This is a genomic window from Sulfitobacter brevis (genome assembly GCF_900112755.1).
GTDB lineage: Bacteria > Pseudomonadota > Alphaproteobacteria > Rhodobacterales > Rhodobacteraceae > Sulfitobacter > Sulfitobacter brevis.
Map to the genome: position 1 here is coordinate 49,153 of NZ_FOMW01000014.1, position 24,427 is coordinate 73,579.

22 protein-coding genes are annotated in these 24,427 nt (G+C 55.6%); 17 read left to right on the forward strand and 5 right to left on the reverse strand.

The window, feature by feature from the left end; all coding sequences use genetic code 11:
* The first annotated feature begins 407 nt into the window (after positions 1–407).
* From BM174_RS16770 to BM174_RS21755, 4 genes are read left to right on the forward strand one after another with little or no spacing between them, the layout of a single operon-like run.
* On the forward strand, positions 408–1,130 hold the full coding sequence (locus BM174_RS16770; RefSeq protein WP_093925016.1) for a helix-turn-helix domain-containing protein: 723 nt from the start codon (positions 408–410) through the stop codon (positions 1,128–1,130).
* Positions 1,123–3,051 carry a relaxase/mobilization nuclease domain-containing protein gene (locus tag BM174_RS16775; RefSeq protein WP_093925017.1) on the forward strand — a complete coding sequence of 643 codons (1,929 nt, stop codon included), beginning with the start codon at positions 1,123–1,125 and terminating at the stop codon, positions 3,049–3,051. The genes BM174_RS16770 and BM174_RS16775 overlap by 8 nt, the downstream gene beginning before the upstream one ends.
* Before the next feature lie 15 nt (positions 3,052–3,066).
* Entirely contained in the window at positions 3,067–4,863 is a 1,797-nt protein-coding gene (locus tag BM174_RS16780) for a type IV secretory system conjugative DNA transfer family protein (RefSeq protein ID WP_245766417.1), read from the forward strand.
* Entirely contained in the window at positions 4,856–4,987 is a 132-nt protein-coding gene (locus BM174_RS21755; RefSeq protein WP_281244864.1) for a hypothetical protein, read from the forward strand. The genes BM174_RS16780 and BM174_RS21755 overlap by 8 nt, the downstream gene beginning before the upstream one ends.
* A 266-nt stretch (positions 4,988–5,253) precedes the next feature.
* Here BM174_RS21755 and BM174_RS16785 read toward each other — a convergent pair whose 3' ends face one another.
* From BM174_RS16785 to BM174_RS16800, 4 genes are read right to left on the reverse strand one after another with little or no spacing between them, the layout of a single operon-like run.
* Positions 5,254–5,856 carry an amino acid synthesis family protein gene (locus tag BM174_RS16785; RefSeq protein WP_093925018.1) on the reverse strand — a complete coding sequence of 201 codons (603 nt, stop codon included), beginning with the start codon at positions 5,854–5,856 and terminating at the stop codon, positions 5,254–5,256.
* A gap of 12 nt (positions 5,857–5,868) precedes the next feature.
* Positions 5,869–7,980 carry a CoA transferase gene (locus tag BM174_RS16790; RefSeq protein ID WP_093925019.1) on the reverse strand — a complete coding sequence of 704 codons (2,112 nt, stop codon included), beginning with the start codon at positions 7,978–7,980 and terminating at the stop codon, positions 5,869–5,871.
* On the reverse strand, positions 7,977–8,777 hold the full coding sequence (locus BM174_RS16795; RefSeq protein ID WP_093925020.1) for an alpha/beta fold hydrolase: 801 nt from the start codon (positions 8,775–8,777) through the stop codon (positions 7,977–7,979). Before BM174_RS16795 ends, BM174_RS16790 begins: the two co-directional genes overlap by 4 nt.
* Positions 8,777–9,178, reverse strand: a complete 402-nt coding sequence (locus BM174_RS16800; RefSeq protein ID WP_093925043.1) for a RidA family protein — start codon at positions 9,176–9,178, stop codon at positions 8,777–8,779. Before BM174_RS16800 ends, BM174_RS16795 begins: the two co-directional genes overlap by 1 nt.
* A gap of 140 nt (positions 9,179–9,318) precedes the next feature.
* On the opposite strand from BM174_RS16800, the gene BM174_RS16805 reads away from it, so the two are divergent.
* The 4 genes from BM174_RS16805 to BM174_RS16820 are packed head-to-tail and all read left to right on the forward strand — an operon-like array spanning position 9,319 to position 13,661.
* A complete protein-coding gene (locus BM174_RS16805) occupies positions 9,319–10,800 on the forward strand; it encodes an aldehyde dehydrogenase (protein WP_093925021.1) in 1,482 nt (493 codons plus the stop codon).
* A 60-nt stretch (positions 10,801–10,860) separates the two neighbouring features.
* Entirely contained in the window at positions 10,861–11,895 is a 1,035-nt protein-coding gene (locus BM174_RS16810; RefSeq protein WP_093925022.1) for an LLM class flavin-dependent oxidoreductase, read from the forward strand.
* A 12-nt stretch (positions 11,896–11,907) separates the two neighbouring features.
* On the forward strand, positions 11,908–12,711 hold the full coding sequence (locus BM174_RS16815) for a carnitinyl-CoA dehydratase (protein WP_093925023.1): 804 nt from the start codon (positions 11,908–11,910) through the stop codon (positions 12,709–12,711).
* Positions 12,708–13,661: a 3-hydroxyacyl-CoA dehydrogenase NAD-binding domain-containing protein gene (locus tag BM174_RS16820; protein ID WP_093925024.1), complete on the forward strand. Its 954-nt coding sequence runs from the start codon at positions 12,708–12,710 to the stop codon at positions 13,659–13,661. Before BM174_RS16815 ends, BM174_RS16820 begins: the two co-directional genes overlap by 4 nt.
* On the opposite strand, the gene BM174_RS16825 is transcribed toward BM174_RS16820, so the two are convergent.
* Positions 13,658–14,731, reverse strand: a complete 1,074-nt coding sequence (locus BM174_RS16825; protein WP_093925044.1) for a GlxA family transcriptional regulator — start codon at positions 14,729–14,731, stop codon at positions 13,658–13,660. The two genes, BM174_RS16820 and BM174_RS16825, sit on opposite strands and share 4 nt — an antisense overlap.
* Positions 14,732–14,838: 107 nt before the next feature.
* On the opposite strand from BM174_RS16825, the gene BM174_RS16830 reads away from it, so the two are divergent.
* The 9 genes from BM174_RS16830 (at position 14,839) to BM174_RS16870 (ending at position 24,420) form a co-directional block, all read left to right on the forward strand.
* Positions 14,839–15,729, forward strand: a complete 891-nt coding sequence (locus tag BM174_RS16830; protein WP_093925025.1) for a beta-keto acid cleavage family enzyme — start codon at positions 14,839–14,841, stop codon at positions 15,727–15,729.
* A complete protein-coding gene (locus BM174_RS16835; RefSeq protein ID WP_093925026.1) occupies positions 15,722–16,723 on the forward strand; it encodes an ABC transporter ATP-binding protein in 1,002 nt (333 codons plus the stop codon). Before BM174_RS16830 ends, BM174_RS16835 begins: the two co-directional genes overlap by 8 nt.
* A 77-nt stretch (positions 16,724–16,800) precedes the next feature.
* Positions 16,801–17,907 (forward strand): extracellular solute-binding protein, encoded by a 1,107-nt coding sequence (locus tag BM174_RS16840; protein ID WP_093925027.1) that lies wholly within the window; start codon positions 16,801–16,803, stop codon positions 17,905–17,907.
* A gap of 55 nt (positions 17,908–17,962) precedes the next feature.
* On the forward strand, positions 17,963–18,814 hold the full coding sequence (locus BM174_RS16845) for an ABC transporter permease (RefSeq protein WP_245766418.1): 852 nt from the start codon (positions 17,963–17,965) through the stop codon (positions 18,812–18,814).
* On the forward strand, positions 18,811–19,608 hold the full coding sequence (locus BM174_RS16850) for an ABC transporter permease (protein WP_093925028.1): 798 nt from the start codon (positions 18,811–18,813) through the stop codon (positions 19,606–19,608). The genes BM174_RS16845 and BM174_RS16850 overlap by 4 nt, the downstream gene beginning before the upstream one ends.
* Positions 19,609–19,619: 11 nt before the next feature.
* Positions 19,620–20,780, forward strand: coding sequence for an acyl-CoA dehydrogenase family protein (locus BM174_RS16855; RefSeq protein ID WP_425442384.1), 1,161 nt, complete (start codon positions 19,620–19,622; stop codon positions 20,778–20,780).
* Positions 20,777–22,870, forward strand: a complete 2,094-nt coding sequence (locus BM174_RS16860) for an acetate--CoA ligase family protein (RefSeq protein ID WP_093925029.1) — start codon at positions 20,777–20,779, stop codon at positions 22,868–22,870. Before BM174_RS16855 ends, BM174_RS16860 begins: the two co-directional genes overlap by 4 nt.
* The gene (locus BM174_RS16865) at positions 22,867–24,003 is read left to right on the forward strand and encodes a serine hydrolase domain-containing protein (RefSeq protein WP_093925030.1); all 1,137 of its coding nucleotides are present in this window, start codon (positions 22,867–22,869) and stop codon (positions 24,001–24,003) included. The genes BM174_RS16860 and BM174_RS16865 overlap by 4 nt, the downstream gene beginning before the upstream one ends.
* A 36-nt stretch (positions 24,004–24,039) precedes the next feature.
* Complete coding sequence (locus BM174_RS16870) at positions 24,040–24,420, forward strand: carboxymuconolactone decarboxylase family protein (RefSeq protein ID WP_093925031.1); 381 nt, start codon at positions 24,040–24,042, stop codon at positions 24,418–24,420.
* Positions 24,421–24,427 lie beyond the last annotated feature (7 nt).

Consider the following 24,427-nt stretch of genomic DNA (forward strand, 5'->3'; position numbering starts at 1 on the left):
CTTTCTTGCTGTTGTCATGTTGATCACTTGATGCGCCTTGCGCGGCGCAAATCCTTGCGTGTTGCTTTGTAGGTGATGGCTCGCGCTCGCTTTACGCGGGCGGCGAACAAGCTCTGCCAGAATGGGTCTGATGCTCTCTGTGGGTTTTGGCAGGCGGCGTGAAGTGCATAGAATTCAATCCCATGCAAAAAGATAAATTGCGCAATATATATTATTGATATACAAAGGAAGGAGAAGAGAAGGACGTTGGCAGGATATGCCACTTGTCTGCGACATTTGTCCGAGGGGTCTGAGAGCGTGCCACGCAACAGTGAATCCGCCACCACTTTGAGGCGCGCTTGCAAGCAAACGCTGCCTCGCACGCGCCGTCGGATATTTGATTTTGGATGTAACGAGGTACGCTTGTAATGAAGACAGGAAGACCAAAACGCCTCAAGCTGGAGCAGCGCATTGAACTGGCGCGGCGATACCATGCAGGTGAAACCCCAAAGGTGTTGTCCGAGGCTTACGGCGTCTCTCGCAGGCATGTGACGCGGCTTGCCAAGGAAGAGCAGGGCGAAGGTCTGGCTGTGCGTGATCCCTCTGAGCGGGTCAGTTTCCGCGCCTCAGCATCCGAGCTCGAAGCCTTTGATGCAGAATGGCAGACACGTGGTTTTGCCAACCGTTCCCAAGCCCTCAATGCAGTGCTGCGTGGGCGGTGTGGCTTCCTTGATGTACCGCGTGATTTGGTCGCTGAATTCTGTGCCAGTTGGCGGCAAGCCAAGGATGTCAGTGATGCTGGGTTGGTGCTCGCAAAAGCGGTGCATCGCGGCAAGGTGTCTGTGTCATCTGAGGATCGTGCTTTGCTCGTCTCACTGCTTGATCTGGCGCAGTGCATGCGCCGTGAGCTTGGCCAAATGAAAGACGCGGCGCAGGTCCGGCGCAAGCAGGATTGGCCGTTAAAGGAAGAAGGGGATGTAGCCTTGCTGGCTCACCCAGCAGAGCTTGCGCGCGTGGCATCTGGGCTGCGATCGGTGGCGGGGAAGGGCGACCACGACGCAGCTCGGGCACCGGCGGCCTCGGCTCCGCATGGAGGGGCTGCGCTGCAAGCGGGCAGAGCGGTTATCGATTGGAACACCTCCAATGGCTGATCCGCTTGCCCTCTACAGTTCCGTCATGGGCAAGCTCTGGGAGGATGAGCGTATCCGAGGCAAAGCGGCGGCGCGGATTGATGCGCGCATCGCCGGTCGGCGGCAAGGGCGCAGCTTCGCGCGTGTTGGATCGATGTCGGCGCGCAACGTCGCAAAGGCTGCCAGTGGTCAGAGCCGTGCGGCCGTGTTCAAGCGGATCAGGGCAGGGGGCTGCAAGACGCAAAGCGCACTTGGTAATCAGCTTGCCTATATCAATGACAAAGCCGTCTACACCTATTCGACCATGACCAATGCGCTGACAGACGACGCGGTGCTGTCCGAAGATCAGAAGTCCGATATCATCGAGGCTTGGTCTGAGACCTGGCGCGGATCGACCAAGCTTGGGTTCACCTCGCACATGTTGTTGTCGTTTCCGACCGATGTGACCGTCGATCAGGTCCGTGACATCGCGATGGACTGGACAGAGCATTTCTTCGAGAGCGGCGAATACGGCGATCAGTGGGATTACGTTCTCGCCGTGCATGACGATCGCGCGCACAAACATGCCCACATCATTCTGAACAATCGCGGGCTCGATCAAGGCACATGGTTTTCTTGCTGGGCCGAAGGCGTGATGTCGCCACAGCTGATGCGCGAAAAGCAGGCTGAGATCGCGGAGGGCTACGGCGTCATGCTCGATGCTACCACACGGCTTGAGCGGGGTATCTTTGAGAAACCCGCAGGCCTCGCTGAAATCTACCGCGCCAAAGAAGAAGCGCGCCTGCCGCGCGAGATCATCATGACGGCTGAGGAGTCTGCGGTCGCGCAGGCTCAGGTCGTGGGCTTTGCCAAAGACTACACAGAGTTTGCCGACCTGCTGGACCGCATGGACCAGCGCCATCTGGCCCGCGCCGTGCGTGGCATGGCTGCCAACCTTGGCACAGGCACACCTTGGAAATTCACCGAAGGAGAGATCGATATGAAAGACATCAAAACCGTCGGTGATGCCATCGACTATTCTGAGCGCACAATTGAGGCGTTGCGGCTGAAAGCCGAGGAGCTTGACGTGACCGAGCGCGCGGCATTCGAGGCCAAGGCGGCACCCGTCATTGCGGATCTGTCACAGATGGTGCCCGATCCAGAGCTGCGGGCGCGGTTTGGCAAGCAGCTCGAAGAACCCTATCCGCCCGGTGCCGGAAACGAGGTGCTGATCGCAGCGCTGCAATCAGGCAATGATGACGCCCTGAAAGATGTTCTCGCGCAGGCGGACGGCGTGGGCATGGACAGCAATGAGCTGGTGGCGCGGATCACCGCAGGCGGCACAAAGAATTACGGCATGGCGCAGGACTGGGTTGAACGTGACATGAATGCTGTCCTCAGCAAAGACGGGCTGACGGTTGATAGCGCGAATGATGAACAGCTTGATGGGGCCTTGGAGCGTGTGGACGGGGTTATGGAAGCCCTGACCGAGCGGGCCAAAGAATTGGGTGTCGCAATTGGACTCAGCCTTGCAGAGGAAGAAGCGGCGGATCTGCCTTTGATCGATGAGGATGATCGCGCGCCAAATACCTATCTACAGGATCTGGCGGATATGCTGCGCGATGGCCAGTTGTCGGAAGTCCAGGAAGAGACGGTCGAGCGCACCTTGCAGGCTGAGCTGTTCAAAGAACTTGGCGAGGAAGGTTTGTCCGAGCTGCGGCGCGGCAATTACGAAGTCCTTGATGCCGTGCTGCCCAACAAGATCGATCAGATCACCGTCACACAAGAATTCTTGGAAATGACCTTTGAAGAAACCGGTGACCAAGTCTTCACCGATCGCGCATCCAGTCTGCAGCAGGACAAGGCCACGGAGGTGGCGCAGCTAAAAGGGCAGCAAGAGGCGCAAGCTTTGGGCAAAGATCTCGGGCGCGATCGTGGTCTCGACGATGAGATGGAATTCTAGAGCGAGGATGAACAGATGAACAAAGCATTTCCTCTTTGGGCCGCCCTGCCTTTTGGCGCAATCTGCGGCGCGATCCTCGGGACCATTGTCGCCAGCTTCTATTTGGCATTGGCGTTGCGCACGGGGTTTGGCAATTTTGACATGCTGGCGGTTTGGAACGCCAGCGCGGGATTGCGCGCGGCACACCCCGAAGCGTTCAAAGTGGCCTACGGTGCGGTTGGCTTTGGCTCTATTGGCCTAGGTGGTCTCGCACTTGCTTGGACCTGGAAGAAGGAACGGGATGACTATGGTTCGGCCCATTGGCAGACCAAACCCGAGCTGATGAAGAACGACATGCTGCATAAGCCGGGGGAGGGATTTGTCTGTGGCAAGCTTGGGCTGCCAAAGTCAAAGGGCGAGTTTATTTCTTCGGCAGCCATCCCGCATGTGATGATGGTGGCGCCAACGCGGGCTGGTAAGGGTGTGGGTTTCGTCATCCCGAACTTGATGGCCTTCGCGGGGTCTGTGGTTGTCCTTGATGTCAAAGGTGAGAACTTTGAGAAAACCTCCCGCTTGCGTGCGCTCAATGGCGACGAGGTTTATCGGTTCAGCCCGTTTGACTGGTCCAATGCCACGCACCGCTACAATCCACTGTCGCGCATCGCCAAAGCACCAACCTTTGCGCAGCGGTTTACGGAAGTCAGCATCCTGGCCGATCTGTTCCTCGATAAGGACAACAAGACGTTGGATACGTTCTCGGAGGCGGGCAAGTCGATCTTTGTCGCGGCCTGTCTGCTAGCGATCCAGCGCGGGACGGCAAACCTTGGCGAGGTGAACAAGATCGTCGCGGGTGGTGAATATAAGAACGCACAGTACAAAACCTATGCAGATGAGGCCGAAGAAGCCATTCTGCGCGAACTTTGGACCAACGCGGCCAGCGCATCTTCTCGATTGCTAACCTCGAATATTCAGGCGCTGATGACGGCGGGTCTGAAGCAGTGGGATAATCCGGCGGTACGATCAGCGACCCAAGGCAGCGATTTCGATTTTGCAACGTTTCGCAAGAAACCGCAGTCGCTCTACATCGCCGTGTCAGAGGATCACATCGCAACACTGGCACCGCTCTTGCGCCTGATGTTTGCGGATCTGATTGCGTCCATCCGTCTCAAAGAGCCAGGACCGGATGAGCCGTGGCCAGTCATGATGATGATTGATGAATTCCAGCAAATGGGGGCAATGCCGTATCTTGAGCGCGCCATCCACTCGCTGGCGAGTTACGGGGGCAGGGTTGCGATGATCGCGCAGTCCCTGGCTTCGCTGGATCGGATCTATGGACCCGAAGGCCGTGAAAGTTTGGAAAACGGGGCAGGGCTGAAGCTTTACATCACGCCGCGCGATCAGCGGACGGTGAAGGAGGTGTCGGCGGCTGTTGGTAGCACGACGCGGGAAGCGGTGACCCGGATGTACGGGCGCAATAAGGGGCTACTGGGTGCGACGTCGACATCGGCGCGGTTTGAGGAGCGGCCGTTGCTCTCTGAAACTGAAGCTCGGCTGATGGATCCGGACGAGGTGATTATTCTTGCGTCGCCGCAGCATCCGATCAAAGCGCAGCGCATCAAGTACTACGATGATCCGCTCTTTAAGGCGATGGACGCCAAACAGAAGGATAAGCCGTTTCCTTATCCGCCAAGCGTGGAAGGCGTTGGGCCGTGGGGTGTTGGGAATGACGAGGACAGAGCGCAGGGGGCGAATGATACTGGGGGCCATCCGCCGGCGTGCAGCGCGAGATCGTGCAGAACGGCGCGAGGCGCGGGGGATGCGGGTCATGGCTGAAGGGGTTGAGATGGAACAGCAGCCTGTGCCGGAGGCGCTGGAGCGCGAGGCAGATGTGCCGAAGGCTTGGGAGCAAACGCTGGATATGCGTGAGGATGTCGTCGAGGAGTTGTTGGGGTTGTAGAATCAGCTGTCGCGGGCATATCTGGTCGTGCGTGCAAGCTGCAGCCAGCCCGATACCATTTGAATGCTGCGAACCTCACTAAAATCCACTTTTTGTCGATCGCTTCAGTTGGTACATTGTGCCGCATCTTCTAAATTGGGCCCTCTCCGAGGGGCCACATACCGTTCTCGCCAAGAGAACGCGGACGAAGCCTTCTTCGAAAGGGAAAGAACCCAGAAGGTGGTATGAAACCAATCTGATCAGAACAGCGGGACCATTTTATGGTGCTAAACTCCTGCGGGATTGTCCACATCTCGCCCCATAGCTTCAAGATCAGAGTACCGATCCCCAATCCGGTGATGTGGACGGCCGCGTGTTGCTGCGCCAAGTGCCACGACGAGTTCATCAACTGCAGGAGCGTCATAGATCGAAAACTGGACGGTCAAATAATGCGAACGGCGCCCTGTGTCATGTTTATCCATTAGAGGAATTTGGATCTGCGTGTTTGCTGGGCCGCGTGTGTTTGTAAATCCAAGATAGCTTTTTGCGCCAACGGCCTCGCGGTAGAAATTGCCGAATTGCAATGTGTGGATCAGTGCTGACGCATGCTCTACCTCGCAGCTGGTGCCTGCGATGCATGCCTTTCCATAAGCCTCAATCGCGTCGCCGGAGCCTGCCAGAGTGATCAGCCGGTCTGACAACAGTTTGCCCAAGACGGGAGCCATTCGTTTGATTTCGGGGGAAAGGTCTTCGACAAATCCACGGCCAGCCCAAGGGTTCGCCACAACTGCAGCGACCCCGATCATGCGCAGAACGGGGTCTGAGGCACGGCCACCTTCGGAGTGGATGTCTTCGTCAAACGTGACAACTTTTCGTAATTCGGGAAGCATGTTTTTCTCCTGTCAAATGTGATATTCTTGGTGTCCGGCGAGCGTATGTACGACGCCTTTCACCTCAGTTCCGTGATAGATGCCAAAGGTTCCATGCCGGTTTTCCCGCGCATATCGTTGCAACATTGAGCGCTCGGCATCGTCCATAATTCGGTCAAAGGGGAGGGTGCACAGGTTGAAATACCGCATGTTTTCCGGCGGATCGCCATCAACTACGCCGTGATAGATCAACCGCTGTTGCCCACTTTGGGTGTTTTGATAAATGGCATAAAGATGATCGAGGGCGGGTGTCAGACCAAGGCCCTTCAAATGACCGACTAGCCCATCAACAGTATTAGCCTCGGGTGGTGGTGTTGGAACCGATAATTCGCCCTTCGCGTTTTCAAGCAACAAGACATGCTCGCCACGGGCCAGCACTGCGCCTAACGACACGCCCATTGTCTTCGCGGCAGCATCTGCCAGCGCGGTGTCCAGCCCAACATCAAAATAGGCACCTTTGTAGTAGCCCAGAGGCGCCCCCTCGTGTGTTTCGAAATTGAGGACACGTCCGATCAGGATCAGATGATCTCCGGCATCGACCAGCCTCTCACGTGCACAACCGAAGTTTGTCAAAGAACCTTCGATAAGAGGCATATTTTGCGCATTGGCGCTCCATTTCGCAATGTTGAACTTCTCGCTTGATTGAGAGGCGAACAGTCCCGAAATTTCCTTTTGTGTATCGGCTAGAATGTTAATGGCGAAATGCTCGGATTGCTCGAACGCTTCGCAAGACTGTGCTGATTTTGCGATGCAGACCAAGAGCAGGGGTGGATCAAGCGAGACAGATGTAAATGAGTTGGCGGTAAATCCGCGCGGTGTTCCATCAGCCTGACGTGTTGTCACGACGGTCACGCCTGTGGCAAAACTGCCGAAGGCATTGCGCAGGGCGCGTTTGGCATCCGCGTCCATTTCATTAGGTGTAACAAGTGTGTTCAGCAGATCATTGTCGGCACCAAGTGCGGGGGGCGAGGCAAGTGGGCTATTGCCATACGCGCCAAAGCGCAGCGGGTTAGCGGCAACTGTCCATGGCTTTTGGAGCGGGTCGGGACCTTGGATTGTGGACAACATACCGCGGGCGATCACATGCGGATCATTTACTATGTCAGCAATGGTGTTGAGCGGCCCGTAAGGCACTTCGCCGCCCAGCAAGGCGGTCAGTTCTGCTTTGGTATGTGCATTGCTCCAATCTGCGACGATCGAATTCAGCTTGGTTGAGTTCTCTGCACGTGCGGCGCGGGAGGCAAAGCGGGGATCTTCCTGCAAAGCGGGCAGGCCCATCAGGTTGGCCAACCGCTGCCAGAACGTGTCATCAACAATGCCCAAAGCAATGTGACCATCCTTGGCGGGAAACAGTCCGAATGGCGCAAGGAACGGATGCCCGTTGCCCTCTGGCCCAGGCACATTGCCCGTCATGTCGTGCAAATAGACCATTCGTTCACACAATGAGATCATCGCATCATACATCGCGACATCAACAAACTGGCCCTTGCCTGTCGCTTCGGCCTCACGAAGTGCTGCCATGATACCAAAGGCCATCATCATGCCGGCAAAGATATCGCCAACACCGGGGCCGGTCTTGGTCGGGGTTGCCGCATCTGGCCCTGTCATGGCCATTAAGCCTCCCATCGCTTGGGCGACGACATCATACGACGGCCAATCTGAATAGGGGCTTTGGCCCGTGCGCGGATCGCCAAAACCGCGGATCGCAGCATAGACCAGTTTGGGGTTGTCCGCAGCGAGGGTCTCATAGGCAAGACCCAGACGCTCCATCACGCCTGGTCGGAAGTTTTCGACAATTACGTCTGCTGTCGCCGCGAGTTTGCGGAAATTTGCTTTTCCGTCTGGAGACTTTAGGTCCAATTGGATGCTTTTCTTGCCGCGGTTCAGACTGATGAAATAGCCCGCCCAATCTTGTGATGGATCGTCATCGCTGAATGGCCCATTGCCGCGGCTGGTGTCACCGTCAGCGCCTTCAATCTTGATCACCTCAGCGCCGTGATCGGCAAGATGCATAGTGCAATATGGGCCAGATAGCATGCGGCTGAGGTCTAACACCCGCAGCCCTTTGAGGATCTGCGTGCTCATTCAGACGCTTCCAATGCATCAAGAAACTTCCGAAGCGGCACGTTTAAGGCCTCAGGGGCTTCGGCTAGTGCCATGTGTCTCAATCCCGATAGTACCAGCGTTTTGGCGCCTGTAATTTCGGCAGCGATAGCGTGGGCCATTTCCGGCCCGTTGCCGTAGTCCTCGTCGCCGGTGATAACGAGCGCCGGGCAGTTGATTGGTGGGTTTGGCGCAACGATCTCGTCAATCCCCTCGGCCAAAACGCGGTAGATCGTGTGATAGATCGGTTTCTCGTTGGCTGTCACCCAGCCACGTACCGTTTCCATAATGTCTGGATTGGCGACGCGAAAAGCATCGGTAAACCATCTTTCAAGCGCGGCTTCGACTGTCGATGTGGGCCCCATCTCGCGGGCTTGATCTACACGCTTCAAGATTGCTGCTTGGGCTGCATCACTGCGTTTATGGGGCGAATGCAGGATGCCCAAGGCGCGTGTCTTTTGCGGTGCATCCTGTGCAAACCGTCGGGCGATCATGCCACCAAGCGAAAACCCAACAATTGTTGCGCGCGCAATATCGCAATGATCCAGCAGATCCGCCAGTTGCTGTGAAAACAAAGAGAGGTCTGGCATTCGCGGCGGCGCTTTGGACATACCATGTCCAAAAAGATCGTAGCTAAGAACGCGGAAGCTGTCCGTCAGCGCAGGGGTTGTCCATTGCCAGCACTCTTTGTTCAACCCAAGGCCGTGGATCAAGACGACCACAGGCGCGCCCTTGGGGCCTGTGATGTCGAACTCTGTGCCATCCGGTGCTTTAGTCATCAAGCTTCGCCTTCGAGAGGACGATAAGCCATGACCTCAACCTCGACGCGGGCGTCAACCAGCAAGTCAGAGACAACAGCGGAGCGTGTAGGCGGTTCAGCCGGGAAATATTGCCCGTAGATTTCGTTGAACCCAGGGAAATCGGATCGTTCCCGCAGCCAGACCATCGCTTTGACCACGTCGTCGCGGGTGCAGTCTGCCAGCGCCAGCGTTTCGGTGATGTCATCAAGCACCGCACGGGTTTGATCCTCGATGGAGCCGTCCGTCATTGGCGTGCCGTCCCGCATCGGAATCTGACCGGTTAGAAAGACAAAATCGCCAGCGCGGATCGCACGAGACAGCGTCAAAACACGCCCGCCGATTTCAATCGGGCCACCAAGAACTTGCTTTTTCTGAACCATGGTCATGCCTCCCTTGCTGGCAGGTTGCCGTGTTCGTGTAGAAAGGATTGCAGATTTTTCGACAGCGTAAGTCGATTTTTCGGGCATGCTATTCGAGAAAGCCGCCAAGAATAGGAATCAGGCAAGGGAGGAACGTGCATATGGCCGACATCAAGAGCTATCAAATGTTGATTGACGGTGCATGGGTAGATGCATCTGACGGTGGCACTTTCGACAGTGTGAACCCAACAACAGGTCAAATCTGGAGCCGCGTTCCCGAAGCGACAGAAGCCGATGTTAACCGTGCCGTTGAGACTGCGCATCACGCCTTTACCAAAGGACCATGGTCCAAGCTCACGCCGACAGAACGCGGCAAACACTTGCGCAAGCTAGGCGATTTGCTGGCGGAGCACTCCGAGGTGTTAGGCCGTACTGAATCCGTCGATACCGGAAAGATGCTCAAGGAAACGCGCTGGCAGGCTAAATACATAGCTGAGTTCTTTCACTTTTTTGCGGGCTGCGCGGACAAGGTCAGCGGTGAGACGTTGCCGATCGACAAGCCTGACATGTTTGTTTTTACCAAACGCGAGCCGCTTGGTGTGGTGGCCGCCGTTGTGCCATGGAATTCGCAGTTGTTTCTGGTTGCCGTAAAGCTGGGGCCAGCTTTGGCTGCGGGTAATACTGTGGTGCTGAAAGCGTCGGAGCACGCCAGCGCCGCGATGTTGGAGTTTGGCAAGCTTATCGAATTGGCTGGCATCCCGCCCGGTGTCGTTAATATCGTAACGGGCCACGGAGAGCCTTGTGGACGCGCGCTAACCGGTCATCCTTTAGTCGCGCGGGTGTCGTTTACGGGCGGACCTAACGCTGCGCGACATGTGCTGGAAAACGTCAAACGTAACTTTGCCGAAGTGTCGCTTGAGTTGGGCGGCAAATCGCCTTTCATCGTGTTCGACGATGCGAACATCGAGAGCGCTGTGAATGCTTCGATTGCAGGGATTTTTGGCGCAACGGGGCAAAGTTGTGTCGCGGGTTCGCGGCTATATCTCCATGAAGATATAGCGGATGAGTTTCTGGAACGGATGACGGCACTGACGCGGCAGATCGTGCTTGGTGATCCGCTGGCGGATGATACACAGATGGGCCCGCTTTGCACCGTCGGTCAGCTGGAGAACATCCAGCGCGAAGTGGCCTATGCACAAGAGCAAGGAGCCGCTGTTCTGGCGGGAGGCAAACAGCCCGAAGGCATGGGGGGGTTGTTCTTTGAGCCGACAATCATCGAATGCCCGCGTCAGGATTTGCGCATTGTGGATACCGAACTGTTTGGGCCGGTCTTGTCAGTACAGCGCTTCAAGACCGAGGAAGAGGTACTCGCACTTGCCAACGATTCCGAACATGGGCTAGCCGCGGGGATTTTCACGCAAAATTCCGCGCGTTCGTTGCGGATGGCAAATTCTGTGCAGGCAGGAATCGTCTGGGTAAACACCTACCGCGTGGTATCGCCAATAGCCGAGTTTGGTGGGGTCAAAGGGTCGGGCTATGGGCGTGAAAGCGGGTTTCAGGCAATTTATGATTACACCCGCCCCAAGACGATCTGGATAAATACTTCGGATGAGCCGATGGCCAATCCGTTTGTGATGCGGTGACAGAGCTTTCGGAAAGCGGACGCTCGGCCTTACCAAAATACATGAGAAAGGAGCCTTAGAATGAAGTTTCAATTGGCCATAAACTTGGAACGTATCGACGACAGTCTTGATATGAACGATGTCGCCCGTCACACGCTTGAGATGGTGCAGATCGCTGAAGAAGGCGGTTTCGATATTGTCTGGTCTGCAGAGCATCATGCGCTTGAAATGACCATTGCGCCCAACCCGCTGCAAATTTTGACATGGTGGGCGAAGGAAACCAGCAACATTCGGCTGGGAACGGCGGTAGCGACAGCGGCGTATTGGCATCCTATCAACCTTGCGGGTGAGGCGGCGTTTGTCGACTTGATCAGTGGCGGGCGGCTTGAGTTCGGCATCGGGTCAGGGGCGTATCAGCGCGAGTTCGACCGAATGAAACCGGGCCTCAAGCAATCGGACGCGTGGCGCTACATGCAGGAAATGCTGCCTGTTATCCGCGCTCTTTGGCAAGGCGACGTGGCGCATGACGGCGAATTCTGGCAGTTTCCCACGGCTACGTCGGTGCCCAAACCGGTGCAGGATAATGTTCCAGTCTGGGTCTCCGCGCGTTCTCCTATCACCTATGATTATGCGATGCGTGAACGCTGCCATGTGAATTGTTGGCCGTTGACACGGCCCTTTGCCGAAGCGGAACTTTACAAACAACAACTGGATGAAGCGATTGCAAAAGCTGACAACGGTTGGATTCCGAGATTCGCGTTAATGCGGCATGCGTGTCTCTATGACAATGACGCTGACCGGCAAGAGGCCTTGGATGCTATTCGTCGGCTGCTTAGCCAGTTTGAGAACCTGTTTCGCAATTCGGGCGATGTTGTCAACGGCTTTCCTGCGTCCATTCCGTTGGATGAATTGGCAGGCCGGGAACAATACGATCCCGAAATGCTCGAAGAAAACCTGATGTTCGGATCTCCTGACACAGTCATTCAAAAGCTGAAAAGATATCAGGCGTTGGGCGTGAATGAATACATTTATTACGCCTCGATGGGCCTAAACCACAAAGCGCAACAGCGATCACTTCGGATGTTCTGCAAAGAAGTCATGCCGGAATTCAGATAAGGAGAGACCCTGATGTCGACAGGTGTAACAACCCGCCGCGATGGACACGTGCTTGAGGTAACCTTGGAACGGGGCAAGGTGAATGCGATTGATGTCGCAACTTCTCAAGCGCTGGCTGCTGCGTTTCAAGAGCTGCATGAAGATAAGGACTTGCGCTGCGCCATCCTGACCGGTGGCGGCGATAAAATTTTCTCGGCGGGCTGGGACCTCAAAGCGTTGAATGATGGCGAGATGAGCCTGGATAACTGGTGGGAAGCGGACGAATACGGCTTTGGCGGTTTCACCGGGCTGACCGAAAACTGGGCGCTGAACAAACCGGTTATTGCAGCAATCAACGGGCTGGCGATTGGCGGGGGTTTTGAGATGGCGATGGGATGCGATTTGCTCATTGCCGCCGATCATGTCGAATTTGGCCTGCCTGAAATGCCTTTGGGGATCGTACCGGATGCAGGTGCGTTGCAGCGGTTGCCGCGGAGGATTCCGCATAACATTGCGATGGAGATGTTCCTGTTGGGCCGCCGGATGAGCGCGACCGAGGCGGCGCATTACGGTCTGGTCAACAAAGTAGTTCCCAAGGAACAGCTGATGGATGCCGCACGGGAATGGGCCGCGTCCATTGCATGGTCTGCGCCTCTTGCGATGCAGACGGTCAAGGAAGTGCAGCGTGAAATCGAGTGTATCCCACTGGAACAAGCCTTCCACAAAATGCGCACAGACCCGATGCCGACCTACCGCAAGATGCTGAAATCTGAAGATGCAAAGGAAGGTGTTGCCGCCTTTGTTGAAAAACGCGAACCTAATTTCAGAGGCGAATGATGTATCCAAATCCTGAGAGTATTACCCGCGTCACCAGTATCGGTGCTGGACCGATCGGTGCCGGATGGACCGCGCATTTCCTTGCCCGTGGCTATGATGTCACGGCCTATCTGCATGACGCCTCCGAGACAGATGCATTCATGTCGATCCTCAACACGGCGTGGATCAGCTTGACCGATCTTGGTCTTTCCCCCGGCGCATCCTTGGACAGGTTGCAGATTTCTACTGATCTTGAAGATGCGCTCGCCGTAGCGGAATTCGTGCAAGAAAGCGGGCCGGAGCGGTTGGTAATCAAACAAGCGCTCTATGCTCGGATGGGCGCGATTTTGCCGCCTTCCGTTGTAATTGGATCGTCAACCTCGGGCCTGATGATGAGCGACATTCAGGCCGATTGCCCGACACCAGAGCGCACGGTCATAGGGCACCCTTTTAACCCGCCTTACCTGTTGCCGCTGGTCGAGATTGTTGGCGGCAAGAAAACCGCTCCCGAGGCCGTCGCTTGGGCAGGTGAGTTCTACAAGATTGCGGGCAAAGCACCGCTGATGATGAAAAAGGAAATTCCTGGTTTTGTTGCAACCCGATTGCAAGAAGCGCTGTGGCGCGAAGCGTTGCATATGGTGGCTAACGGTGAAGCAACGCCTGAAGATATCGATATTGCGCTGATGAACGGTCCGGCCCCGCGCATGGTAAGCCAAGGGCAGTGCATGGCCTTTCATGTGGCTTGTGGTGCAGGGGGTATGGCCACAAATCTTGATCAATTCGGCCCCGCGTTAAAACTGCCTTGGACCCGTCTGGAGGCCCCCGAGTTGACCAAAGAGTTGCGTGACCGCATGGTGGATGGCTGCAATGAGGTCGCGGGGAGCCGTCACTTTGAAGATATGGCTGCGCAACGTGATCGGGAAATTGTGGGGGTTCTAAATGCGCTGAAAGCGGCAAGGCAGGAAACTTAGAGCTTCTTGCCACCTAGCTTCTGTTGACGCTTGCGTTCCAGCGCATCAACAAAATCTGAAAGCGTGCCAGTCCAGCTCGGTGCAGGTTCGTTTTCAGGCCATGCTTCGCGATACTCCGAGGGCCGCCGCCCGAACAGCTTTCCGAAGGAATATGAAAAGTGCGACAAGGTGTTGAACCCCGATGCGGTTGCAATTTCCCGAACGCTCATCTGCGTGGAAATCAGCAAAATTCGAGCGTTCTCCACGCGGCGCAGAAGTCCAAATTGAACAACTGTGCACCCTACGTGACGGCTGAACTGGCGTTCAAGCTGGCGTTGGGAGACGTCGAGGATTTCGGCAATTTCCGGGATGCTAAGTGGCTCTTCAATGTTTTGCTCGATGATCGACATGGCGCGCCGCACAAGCGGTAACATCTCTTCTTTGCTGCGACCCATTGTTCGGCGCTGCTCCGTCGTAGCGGTCCTGATCGCCGGGTACAGCATCTGATCGGAAACCTCTCCAGACATGCCGCTTCCAAGAACCTCGTCAATCAAATGCAACATTAGATCGACGCCAGCCAGCCCGCCCGAACACGTCATGATCTTACCATCAATTGTATATACCTGTTCGATTGCCTCCACTTGGGGAAATGATTCGCGAAAGCCGCTAAGCCAGGAAAAATGTGTTGTCGCCATTTTTCCATCCAACAGCCCGGCTCTCGCAACCACGTAGCAACCCAGCTCAACAGCAGCGATGCGTCTGCCAGCGCGGGCTTCTTTGCGCAGCCAAGATGTCAGTCTTCTGTTGTCATAAACTTCGGTTCCCCAGCTCCCTAGAACAAAGACAAAATCGGCGGGATGCGTGGCTGTGATGTCATGATTTACCTGCGTATTCATACCGTTGCTGGCCGAAATGCGAGGGCCGTCAAACGATACTATATCCCAAGAAAACACCACTTCACTGGATAGGTAGTTCGCAATTCTCATGGTTTCGATCATCGTGATCATCGTGGTTAGATTGAAGCGCGGCACGACAACAAAAATCGCATGTGTCGGTGCGCGTTTTGTTGGAGAAGCAATATCAATTTGCATTTCGTGCAGTCCCATTTTTCGCCAACATTACACAAATCTTGGCGATTTATCGATAAACTTCTCACCGTTTTCCGCGCCAATCTGGACTGGAAATGGGGAGATTTCGGATGAATTACGATGTTGTTCTGACATGTGCAGTAACCGGGGCAGGGGATACGACTGGAAAAAGCCCCCATGTTCCCGTGACGCCAAAAGAGATTGCAGCGGCTGCGATTGAAGCGGCCAAGGCAGGTGCTTCAGCAGTGCATATTCACGCTCGTGATCCCGAAACGGGCCAAGGGTCACGCGATCCGGCACTGTTCAAGGAAATCGTAGATCGGGTTCGCGACAGTGAGACGGATGTGGTCATCAACCTGACGGCAGGCATGGGAGGAGATTGGATTTCCGACGCCTCCAATCCTGCAATGCCGGGGCCGGGAACGGATATGATCGGCCCCGAAGAGCGTCTTGCACATGTGAAAGAATGCTTGCCCGAAATTTGCTCGCTCGACTGTGGAACACTGAACTTCTCAGACACCGATATGATCTATATTTCCACACCGCCCACACTGCGAAAGATGGCAGCGTTAGTGCAGGAGTGGGGAGTTAAGCCAGAGATGGAAGTGTTTGATCTGGGCCACATTCGTTTCGCCAAAGCGATGGTCGAGGAAGGGCTGATTGATGCGCCACCGATGTTCCAGCTTTGCCTCGGGATCCAATGGGGTGCGGATCAGACGGTAGAGACGATGGCCGCGATGAAGGCGCAACTGCCTCAAGGTGCCAGCTGGGCCAGTTTTGGTATTAGCCGGGGCCAGATGCCTATGGCCGCCGCCGCTGTTGCTTTGGGCGGCAACGTGCGTGTCGGACTTGAGGACAACATCTATCTTGATCGCGGTGTCCTTGCGACGAATGCGCAACTAGTGACGCGCGCCCGTGAGATTATCGAACGTATGGGCGGGCGGGTTATCACCCCGCAAGAGGCACGTAACAAGTTGAACCTGCGGGGCGCAGATGCTTGATACCGCACCCACCGGCAGTCTGCAGATCCGCGACGTCTCCAAGCTCTTTGGGAGCTTCAAAGCGGTCGATGGCATCAATCTGGAGATCCAAAAGGGCGAGTTTCTGACCCTACTGGGCCCGTCGGGGTCGGGCAAAACGACTTTGCTGATGATGATCGCGGGTTTTTTGGATATTTCCCACGGGGATATCGCATTGGATGGCAGTTCGATCACCAATATTCCGGCAGAAAAGCGCAACTTTGGCATGGTGTTTCAGGGCTATGCGTTGTTCCCGCATATGTCGGTTCGTGACAATATTGGCTATGCCCTAAGCGTGCGAAAACGCCCCGCATCCGAGATCAGGACCCGTGTCGACGAGATGCTGGAACTTGTGCAGCTTCAGGATTTTGCTGAACGCAAGCCCACGCAGTTGTCGGGCGGGCAGCAGCAACGTGTCGCCTTGGCGCGTGCGTTGTGTTTCGCCCCGCCTGTGCTGTTGCTTGATGAACCACTTGGGGCATTGGACAAAAAGCTGCGTGTCGAGGTGCAGGAGCAGCTCAAGGACATTCACAAGCGTGTTGGCACGACCTTTATTTACGTGACGCACGATCAGGAAGAAGCGCTGTCGATGTCTGACCGCATTGTTATTATGCGCGATGGTGCCATCGAACAGGTTGGTACCCCGACAGTGCTTTATGAACGGCCCGCAACGAAGTTTGCTGCGGGCTTTCTGGGCAAGTCGAATTTTGTACATCAGGCGGGCAAGACCTTTGCTTTGAGGCCTGAAAAGATCGATTTGCGCGCGGGCCAAGGAAACGAGGGTGCACGCGCAAGCGGGGTTATCCGCTCGATCACCTACTTCGGCTCGATGCAGCGGATCATCGTTGACACCAGTGCGGGCGACGAAATCGAAGTCGATATCGACGTGTGGCGCAATCAAGAAATGCTGAGTGAAGGGGCCGATGTCGATTTGCTCTGGAACGATGAAGCGGCTGTCGAACTCAGAGAAACATAAGAAAATTTAGGAAGAACGCCGCGAAGGCGTCAAAAATAAGCAAGCTGGCAAATGCCAGGAACCAATAGGAGGACGAAATGCAAGACAAACAGTTTATGAAAGAGATGCTGACCGACAGTGCGCATGCCTACAAGGACGGGCGGATGGATCGCCGGACGTTTTTGGCACTGTGTGGTGCGTCAGGCGTTGCGATGAGTTCGGTCATGGCCGGTGATGCACAGGCTGCCGCAGATGAAGTCGTGATGTGGAACTGGGGTGGGCAGTCGGTGGAATGCCACGGCTCTGCCATTGGGGACGCGTTTACAGCATCAACGGGCAAAGGCGTCAAATTTGACACCTCTGGTCCGCTGGAAGGCAAAATCAAAGAGATGGTCGACAGTGGCAACGTGACAGCCGATGTGGCAGATGCTGATCTGTTTAATGCGGTATCGCTTGGCCCAACGGGACATCTTGAGCCGATCGATTATTCAGTCGTATCGAAAGAAAAAACACTGCCCGGTTATGCGCTGGAGTACGGGGTGTCTGTCATTCTCTATGGCTATGCCTTTGTTTATGACACCGAAGCATTTGGCGACAACCCGCCACAAAGCTGGGCCGATTTCTTTGATACAGCCAAATTCCCGGGCATGCGATCGCTTTACAAATGGGCCAACGGTTCGCTTGAAGCGGCTTTGATGGCGGACGGTGTTGCCGGTGATGCGCTGTATCCGCTCGACATGGATCGTGCCTTGGCCAAGATCAAATCCATCAAGGACGACAGCCTTTATTGGGGTTCAGGTTCCGAGGCGCATTCGATGTGCGTTAATGGCGAAGTCTCTATGGGGATGATCTGGCAAAACCGTGGGCGTAACATCGAGACTGATACGGATGGGCGTTACAAGCTGGTGAACAATCAAGCGCTTGCTATGCCGGGGGCCTATATCGTGCCCAAAGGCAATCCTGCGGGTGCCGCAGCGATGCAGTTTATCGCAACTGCTCAGGAGGTGCCTGCGCAGCTTGCCTTGCTCGAGTGCCTTGGCATGACGCCGTCCAATCCGGCCGCATTCGGCGAGATCCCAGAGGATCAACAGCACTATGCGATCACCTCGGCCATGAACATCGACAAGATCGTTTATAATGATCCGACATGGTGGGGCGAGAATGGCGGCGATGCAGTAAACGCCTTCCTCGAAGCGATCAGCTAGGTTCATAGCGGCCGCCCTGTATTGTAAGCAGGGCGGCCCAATTTTTATCGGAAACATGATGCAAGCATTGCGCAAACATATCCATCCTGGATGGTTCATCATCGCGCCGCTTTTGATATTGGTTGCAACCCTGTATCTCAGCCCGATCCTGAACATCTTGTGGCTCAGTGTGACCGACCCTGAACCGGGGTTCGGTAACTATGCCAAGCTAGGTGAAAGCGATGCGCTGGTTCGGATCATCTGGACCACGGTTCGGATTTGCATCATCACGACGATCTTTAGCGTGACGTTGGGCTATTCCATCGCCTACGCCATGGTGCACTGCCACCAAAAACAAAAGAACTACATGCTGACGCTCTTGCTGTTGTCGTTCTGGATATCCATTCTGGTGCGCACGTTTTCGTGGCTGATGCTGCTGGGGCGTAATGGGCTGGTGAATGGAGCGCTCCAAGACATCGGGCTGATAGCAGAGCCAATCGCGTTCATGCGCAACGAATTGGGCGTGTTGATCGGGATGGTGCATTACATGATCCCCTACGCGGTATTGCCGCTGCTTGTGTCAATGGAGGCATTGGACAAGCGCGTGATGGATGCTTCGCGCAATCTGGGAGCAACCGGCACACAGACGTTCTGGCGCATCTATCTGCCGCTCACGCTGCCGGGGTTGGTGGCCTCGACTTTACTGGTATTCATCCTCAGCCTTGGTTTCTACGTCACACCTGCCGTTTTGGGCGGTGGCAAGGTGCTGATGGTGGCGGAATACATTTCGGTCCAACTGCTGGTCACATTGAAGTGGGGGACCGCTGCAATGCTGGCTGCGCTGATGCTGTTTGGTGTGCTCGCGATGCTTTGGATAATGTCGCGGTTCATGAAGCTAAGCACAGTTTTCGGCGGAGCGGCGCGATGAAGTCTGGATTATTCTCGCATTTCAACAGGGTCGGCGCATGGGTGCTGCTGCTATTCTTGGTCACGCCTGCACTGATCGCGATCCCCGTGTCACTCACGCCAAAGCGTTTCCTGTCGATGCCAAAAGGCGAGCTTTCGCTGCGGCATTTCGAGATGCTTTTCACCAGTGAGGAATGGCTGTCGAGTTTTTTCCAGAGTGCCGTCATTGCTGTTTCGACATCCTTGATCGCGACCATTCTGGGCACCCTCTGCGCCATTGGTCTTTGGCGTGTGTCGTCGAAATATAGCGAACTTGTGCGCGCGTTCCTGCTTTTGCCCTTGATCATTCCGCAGATCATCTCGGCCATGGCGTTTTATCGGCTGTGGATCCCACTAGGCCTGTTAGACAGCTACGCGGGATTGATCCTTGCCCATACGATCCTTGCCGCACCAATGGTTTTGATTACCGTCAGTGCGTCGCTCGCCACCTTCGATCCCAAGCTGGAACAAGCCTCCAAGAACCTTGGTGCGTCTAACTGGACGACGATGCGACGTGTTATCTTGCCGTCTATCAAACCGGGGGTTTTTGCGGGAGCCTTGTTCGCCTTCATCCTTAGCTGGGATGAAATTGTGGTCACGCTGTTTATCTCCAAATTCAGCGTCTACACATTGCCGCGTCGAATGTGGAATGGCATTCGTGAAAATACAGATCCAACAGTGGCCGCTGCCGCCGTGGTGTTAATTGCGATCACCTTTATTGCCTTTGTCATCTTCGTGATTAGTTCGCGCAGAAATACAAAGAAAACCGTATCTTGAGCGAGGCTGCCATGAACATGGAAACGAACCACGAAACAGATCTTTTGGTCAACACCGTCCGTCGGTTTGTCGAGACAGAGATGTTTCCTCATGAGGAAGAAGTCGACCGTTTGGGCTATGTTCCAGAAGAAATCGGTCGCCAGATCGAGGCCAAGTCCAAAGAATTGGGCCTTTACGCTTGCAACTTGCCCGAAGAGGTTGGTGGTGGGGGACTGGGGTACGGGCCAATGTCGTTGATTGAGCGGGAATACGGCACGACCAGCCACGCGTTGCAAAGCTGGGCTGCGCGACCGACGGAATTGCTCATGGCCTGCGAAGGCGATCAACGCGAGCGCTATCTTCTGCCCGCAGTGCGCGGCGAAAAGCGCGAATTGTTTGCTCTGACTGAACCTGATGCAGGGTCTGATGTGATGGGCATGAAGACCAACGCACGGCGCGATGGGGATGACTGGATTCTAAACGGGTCAAAACATTTCATCTCCGGCCCCTGTATGCCGGATTTTGCCATCGTCTTTGCCGCCACCGGCGAGGATGAAACGCCGCGTGGTCCGCGTAAGCGGGTCACGGCATTTCTTGTAGATGTTGGTTCCCCTGGGTTTGACTGTCGAGAAGGGACCCGTTGCGTCAGTTACCGCGGTTACAAGACGTTCGAGCTGCACTTTGATAATGTGCGACTTGGACCAGAGCAGGTCTTGGGCGAAGAGGGTCGCGGGCTGGAGTTATCTGGCAAGTGGTTGGGTATGGGACGCATCTGGGTCGGAGCAACGTGCTGCGGAAAAGCGGAGCGTATTCTCAATATGGCGACCGATTGGGCGGCAACCCGCAAACAATTTGGCAAGCCAATCGGGACCTTTCAGGCAACGGGGTTCCGCCTTGCGGATGGTGCGATGAATTTACGTGCCGCTGAATTGCTGGTCCGCGATGCGGTTGCGCGTGCAGAAAAGGGTGTGATGTCTGATGCGGACGCCGCGATGGTCAAAGTGTTCTGCTCCGAGACACTGAACAAGATTGCCGATGATGCAGTGCAGATTTTTGGCGGCATGGGTCTGATGGAAGAGATGCCGATTCAGCGTTTTTGGCGCGATAGTCGGCTTGAGCGGATCTGGGACGGCACCTCGGAGATACAGCGCCACATCATCACGCGCTCCATACTGCGGCCTTTGGGTGCATGACACCGCAACGCCGCGCTAACCTTCAGCGCCTTCTCAAACCGCGCCACATCGCGTTTATTGGCGGACGCTACGCAGAAATCGCGATTGTTGAGGCCCGTCGTCGTGGGTTTAGCGGACAAATGTGGGCGGTCAATCCGAAGCGGCGGGAAATGGAGGGCCTGCCTTGTGTAGGCTCAGTTGCCGAGCTGCCCGAACCGCCTGACGCGGTATATCTCGCAATTCCTGCCGAGGGTGTAGTCAAGGCGATCCAAGACCTTGCGAAGATGGGCGCAGGTGGGGTGGTTTGCTTTTCTGCGGGCTTCAAGGAGGCGGGGAATGCTGACGCCGAACGAGCCCTGATCGAAGCAACGGGCGATATGGCGCTGATTGGCCCCAATTGCTATGGGGTGATCAACTACATCGACAATGCCGCCCTTTGGTCGTTCGAGCATGGCGGCTGGTCTCCAGGGTATGGCGCTGCGATCATCACGCAATCGGGCATGTTTTCATCCGACATCACAATGAGCCAACGATCCTTGCCGTTGGCGTATATGGTATCGGCGGGCAATCAGGCTGTGTTGGGACAAGAAGACTTCCTAGAAGTCTTTATTGATGATCCTGCGGTGCGTGCCATTGGCTTGCATATCGAAGGGTTGCAGGATGTCGCGCGGTTTGAGCGCGCAGCATTGAGAGCACTTTCCAAAGGCATCCCCGTCGTTGCCTTGAAAACCGGAAGCTCAGCGATCGGTTCTGAGTTGACGGTCAGCCACACAGGGTCCTTATCTGGCGCTGTCGAACTCTATGAGGCGCTGTTTGCGCGCACGGGAGTGATCAGCGTCACCAACCCTTCGCAGTTTCTGGAAACGCTCAAGTTCCTATGCGTTGCAGGCGCACCCAAAGGGGTAGGCGTTGTAGGGTTTACCTGTTCTGGTGGCGGCGCGACGATGTTGGCGGATCACTCCGAAAAAATCGGCCTTAGCTTTCCGCAAATTGACTCCGCTCAACATGCCCAGCTTGCCGCACTGTTGCCCGATATTGCCACTGTGTCGAACCCGCTCGACTACACAACACCCATCTGGGGGCAGGGGGAACAGACCTATCCCGTATTTGCCAAGACGATGGCAGCGACAACTGCGGATACCGCAGTGCTGGTTCAGGATTATCCGGCACCAGGTTTGGATGCATCCAAGCACTATTACCAACAAGACGCTGCGGCCTTTGCGCGTGCTGCGAAGGAACACGGAGTGCCCGCAGCGATCTGCGCGACTTTGCCGGAGAACATGGATGCTGCGACACGCGAGCTTCTGGTTGCCGAAGGCATTGCGCCGATGCAGGGCATACATGAGACATTGAACGCCATTGCGCAGGCGGTCCTGTGGTCGCGAGCGCGCGAATGCATCTCTCTCAAAGAGCCGCTGCCACTTTTGCCCAATAGGGTCATCGGGGTTACGACGATGTTAACCGAAGATAAGGGCAAGCTCTGGTTGTCAAAGCACGGAATTGCGGTACCTCACGGCCGTGCGGTCACTGGGCAACGAGTGTGCCTTGCGGCCGAGGAGGTAGGTTACCCTGTGGTGCTCAAGATGATGAGCCCGCAATTGGCCCATAAGACCGATGCGGGCGCTGTCGCTTTGAACCTTGTGGGCAGTGATGCGCTTTCGGCTGCTGCCGCTCAGATGAGCGTCGATGTGAAGGCTTATAGCCCACAAGCAGTCAGCGATTTGTTTTTGGTAGAAGAGATGTCGCCACCGCCCTTGGCGGAGTTGGTCGTGACCCTGCGCCGCGATCCGCAATTCGGGGCGGCATTGGTGCTGGGCAGTGGTGGTGTTCTGGTTGAGTTGGTTGGCGATGTAGTCACGTTGCTTTTGCCGGCATCACCGCTCGACATTGCGGATGCGCTGCAATCGCTGCGGGTTGCAGGCCTTTTGTCTGGTTTTCGAGGGCGTGTGAAGGCTGACTTGAACAAGATCGCGGATCAAATTCACCGTCTATGCTGCACGTTCATTGAGGAGGCTGACGAGATCGCCGAAATCGAGATCAACCCTCTGTTTGTCTACCCAGATCGCATCTGCGCGGTTGATGTGCTTGTGCATCAGGCGGTAGGTGTATGAGGCCTGAACGTATCGTTCCGAACCCTGATCTGACCGTTGGTGAAGACAACAAACAGCGTTGGAACCAACCTGCGCATCGGCGGCACGGATTTCACAATGCACACCATTTGTTCCGCCGCACGCTGATGGTGCGTGCGCGCAACGTGATGCTGTTGGATACCGCGCCGCTGTCCGATTTTGGCGGCATTCCCAGCTTGCGCAATCTCATGACCCATCCCGCTTTTTCCGCCATATGCTGCATTCAGGATGGCAGGATCGTCATGGAAGTTGCTGCAGAGGACTTTTCGCTCACAGCTCCACATTCGATTCAATCGATAACCAAACTACATATCCACCTCATCATCGGGCAACTGATTGATCAAGGGCTTCTGGCGCTTGATGCCAAGGTCGCAGAATACCTACCTGATATTGGAACAGGCTATTCAGATGCGTCGGTTCAGGCGCTGCTTGATATGGCCGTCACCAATGATTTTTCTGAGGATTATTCCGACCCCAATTCGGATTGCTACACCGAAGAGATCGCACTGGGCTGGCGGCTGCCAAAAGGGAAGGTGGCCGAGACCAGTCTGGTGGCATTCACCAATGCGATCACCGGGTTCAAGCCAGACAAAGATAGACTTCAGGCGGAGTATAAATCTGCCAACACGGATGTGCTGACCCGGATTGCTGCGGCCGTCTCGCCGAAACCATTGGCCCAGCATATCGAGGATATTGCAGATGCGGCAGGGTATGAAGGCGGGTTTCATATCAGCCTCAGCCCAGATGGCTTTCCTGCATTTTCGGGCGGCGGATGCCTAAGTGCGCGGGATCTCGCGCGATTTGGTCAGCTGTTTGCGCGTCAAGGGTGTGACATCCACGGCACTCCGTTTGCCAATGTATCTTTCCTGTCCGGCAGTCTGACCCGTGCAGCGCCAAGCTTGGCCGCGCCAAAGGAATGGCTGCGCTATTCAAACCACATGATGACGGATGGCCGGTTTCTTGGCCATGCTGGATATGGCGGGCAGTTCCTGATGGTCGACATGCAATCTGGGACGTCTTGCGCGTTTTTGAGTGTGTTGCAGAATGACGCTGGCTATGACGACGCCTATATGGCGCAGGTTGCCGAGGTCATGCGACAGGTATGTGATAGGTAAAGCTGGATTGAAGCAGAAAAAACCGAGGGTGAAGCCATGAGTGCATTTGACGAAAACCTGTTCTTGAAGGGACTGGAGCAACGTAAAGCCACGCTTGGGGCCGAATACGTCGAGAAGAACCTCGCCGCCGCTGACGATTTCAGCCGGCCTTTCCAAGAAGCGATGACAGCATGGTGCTGGGGGTTTGGTTGGGGCGACGATGTGATTGACGCAAAGACCCGCTCGATGATGAACCTGTCAATGATTGGTGCCTTGGGCAAAATGACGGAATGGGAAATCCATTGCCGCGGCGCTATTACCAATGGTGTTTCTACCGATGAGATCCGTGCGATCATCCACGTCATAGGAATCTATTGCGGCGTGCCGCAGGCGCTGGAGTGTTTTCGGGTTGCGCGTAAAGTTATCGAAGAAGAATGATGTGATA

Bases quoted from the DNA above. Each gene is read 5' to 3' on its own strand.
- BM174_RS16770 (WP_093925016.1), top strand. From the start codon at position 408: ATGAAGACAGGAAGACCAAAACGCCTCAAGCTGGAGCAGCGCATTGAA.
- BM174_RS16775 (WP_093925017.1), top strand. From the start codon at position 1,123: ATGGCTGATCCGCTTGCCCTCTACAGTTCCGTCATGGGCAAGCTCTGG.
- BM174_RS16780 (WP_245766417.1), top strand. From the start codon at position 3,067: ATGAACAAAGCATTTCCTCTTTGGGCCGCCCTGCCTTTTGGCGCAATC.
- BM174_RS21755 (WP_281244864.1), top strand. From the start codon at position 4,856: ATGGCTGAAGGGGTTGAGATGGAACAGCAGCCTGTGCCGGAGGCGCTG.
- BM174_RS16785 (WP_093925018.1), bottom strand. From the start codon at position 5,856: ATGCTTCCCGAATTACGAAAAGTTGTCACGTTTGACGAAGACATCCAC.
- BM174_RS16790 (WP_093925019.1), bottom strand. From the start codon at position 7,980: ATGAGCACGCAGATCCTCAAAGGGCTGCGGGTGTTAGACCTCAGCCGC.
- BM174_RS16795 (WP_093925020.1), bottom strand. From the start codon at position 8,777: ATGACTAAAGCACCGGATGGCACAGAGTTCGACATCACAGGCCCCAAG.
- BM174_RS16800 (WP_093925043.1), bottom strand. From the start codon at position 9,178: ATGGTTCAGAAAAAGCAAGTTCTTGGTGGCCCGATTGAAATCGGCGGG.
- BM174_RS16805 (WP_093925021.1), top strand. From the start codon at position 9,319: ATGGCCGACATCAAGAGCTATCAAATGTTGATTGACGGTGCATGGGTA.
- BM174_RS16810 (WP_093925022.1), top strand. From the start codon at position 10,861: ATGAAGTTTCAATTGGCCATAAACTTGGAACGTATCGACGACAGTCTT.
- BM174_RS16815 (WP_093925023.1), top strand. From the start codon at position 11,908: ATGTCGACAGGTGTAACAACCCGCCGCGATGGACACGTGCTTGAGGTA.
- BM174_RS16820 (WP_093925024.1), top strand. From the start codon at position 12,708: ATGATGTATCCAAATCCTGAGAGTATTACCCGCGTCACCAGTATCGGT.
- BM174_RS16825 (WP_093925044.1), bottom strand. From the start codon at position 14,731: ATGCAAATTGATATTGCTTCTCCAACAAAACGCGCACCGACACATGCG.
- BM174_RS16830 (WP_093925025.1), top strand. From the start codon at position 14,839: ATGAATTACGATGTTGTTCTGACATGTGCAGTAACCGGGGCAGGGGAT.
- BM174_RS16835 (WP_093925026.1), top strand. From the start codon at position 15,722: ATGCTTGATACCGCACCCACCGGCAGTCTGCAGATCCGCGACGTCTCC.
- BM174_RS16840 (WP_093925027.1), top strand. From the start codon at position 16,801: ATGCAAGACAAACAGTTTATGAAAGAGATGCTGACCGACAGTGCGCAT.
- BM174_RS16845 (WP_245766418.1), top strand. From the start codon at position 17,963: ATGATGCAAGCATTGCGCAAACATATCCATCCTGGATGGTTCATCATC.
- BM174_RS16850 (WP_093925028.1), top strand. From the start codon at position 18,811: ATGAAGTCTGGATTATTCTCGCATTTCAACAGGGTCGGCGCATGGGTG.
- BM174_RS16855 (WP_425442384.1), top strand. From the start codon at position 19,620: ATGAACATGGAAACGAACCACGAAACAGATCTTTTGGTCAACACCGTC.
- BM174_RS16860 (WP_093925029.1), top strand. From the start codon at position 20,777: ATGACACCGCAACGCCGCGCTAACCTTCAGCGCCTTCTCAAACCGCGC.
- BM174_RS16865 (WP_093925030.1), top strand. From the start codon at position 22,867: ATGAGGCCTGAACGTATCGTTCCGAACCCTGATCTGACCGTTGGTGAA.
- BM174_RS16870 (WP_093925031.1), top strand. From the start codon at position 24,040: ATGAGTGCATTTGACGAAAACCTGTTCTTGAAGGGACTGGAGCAACGT.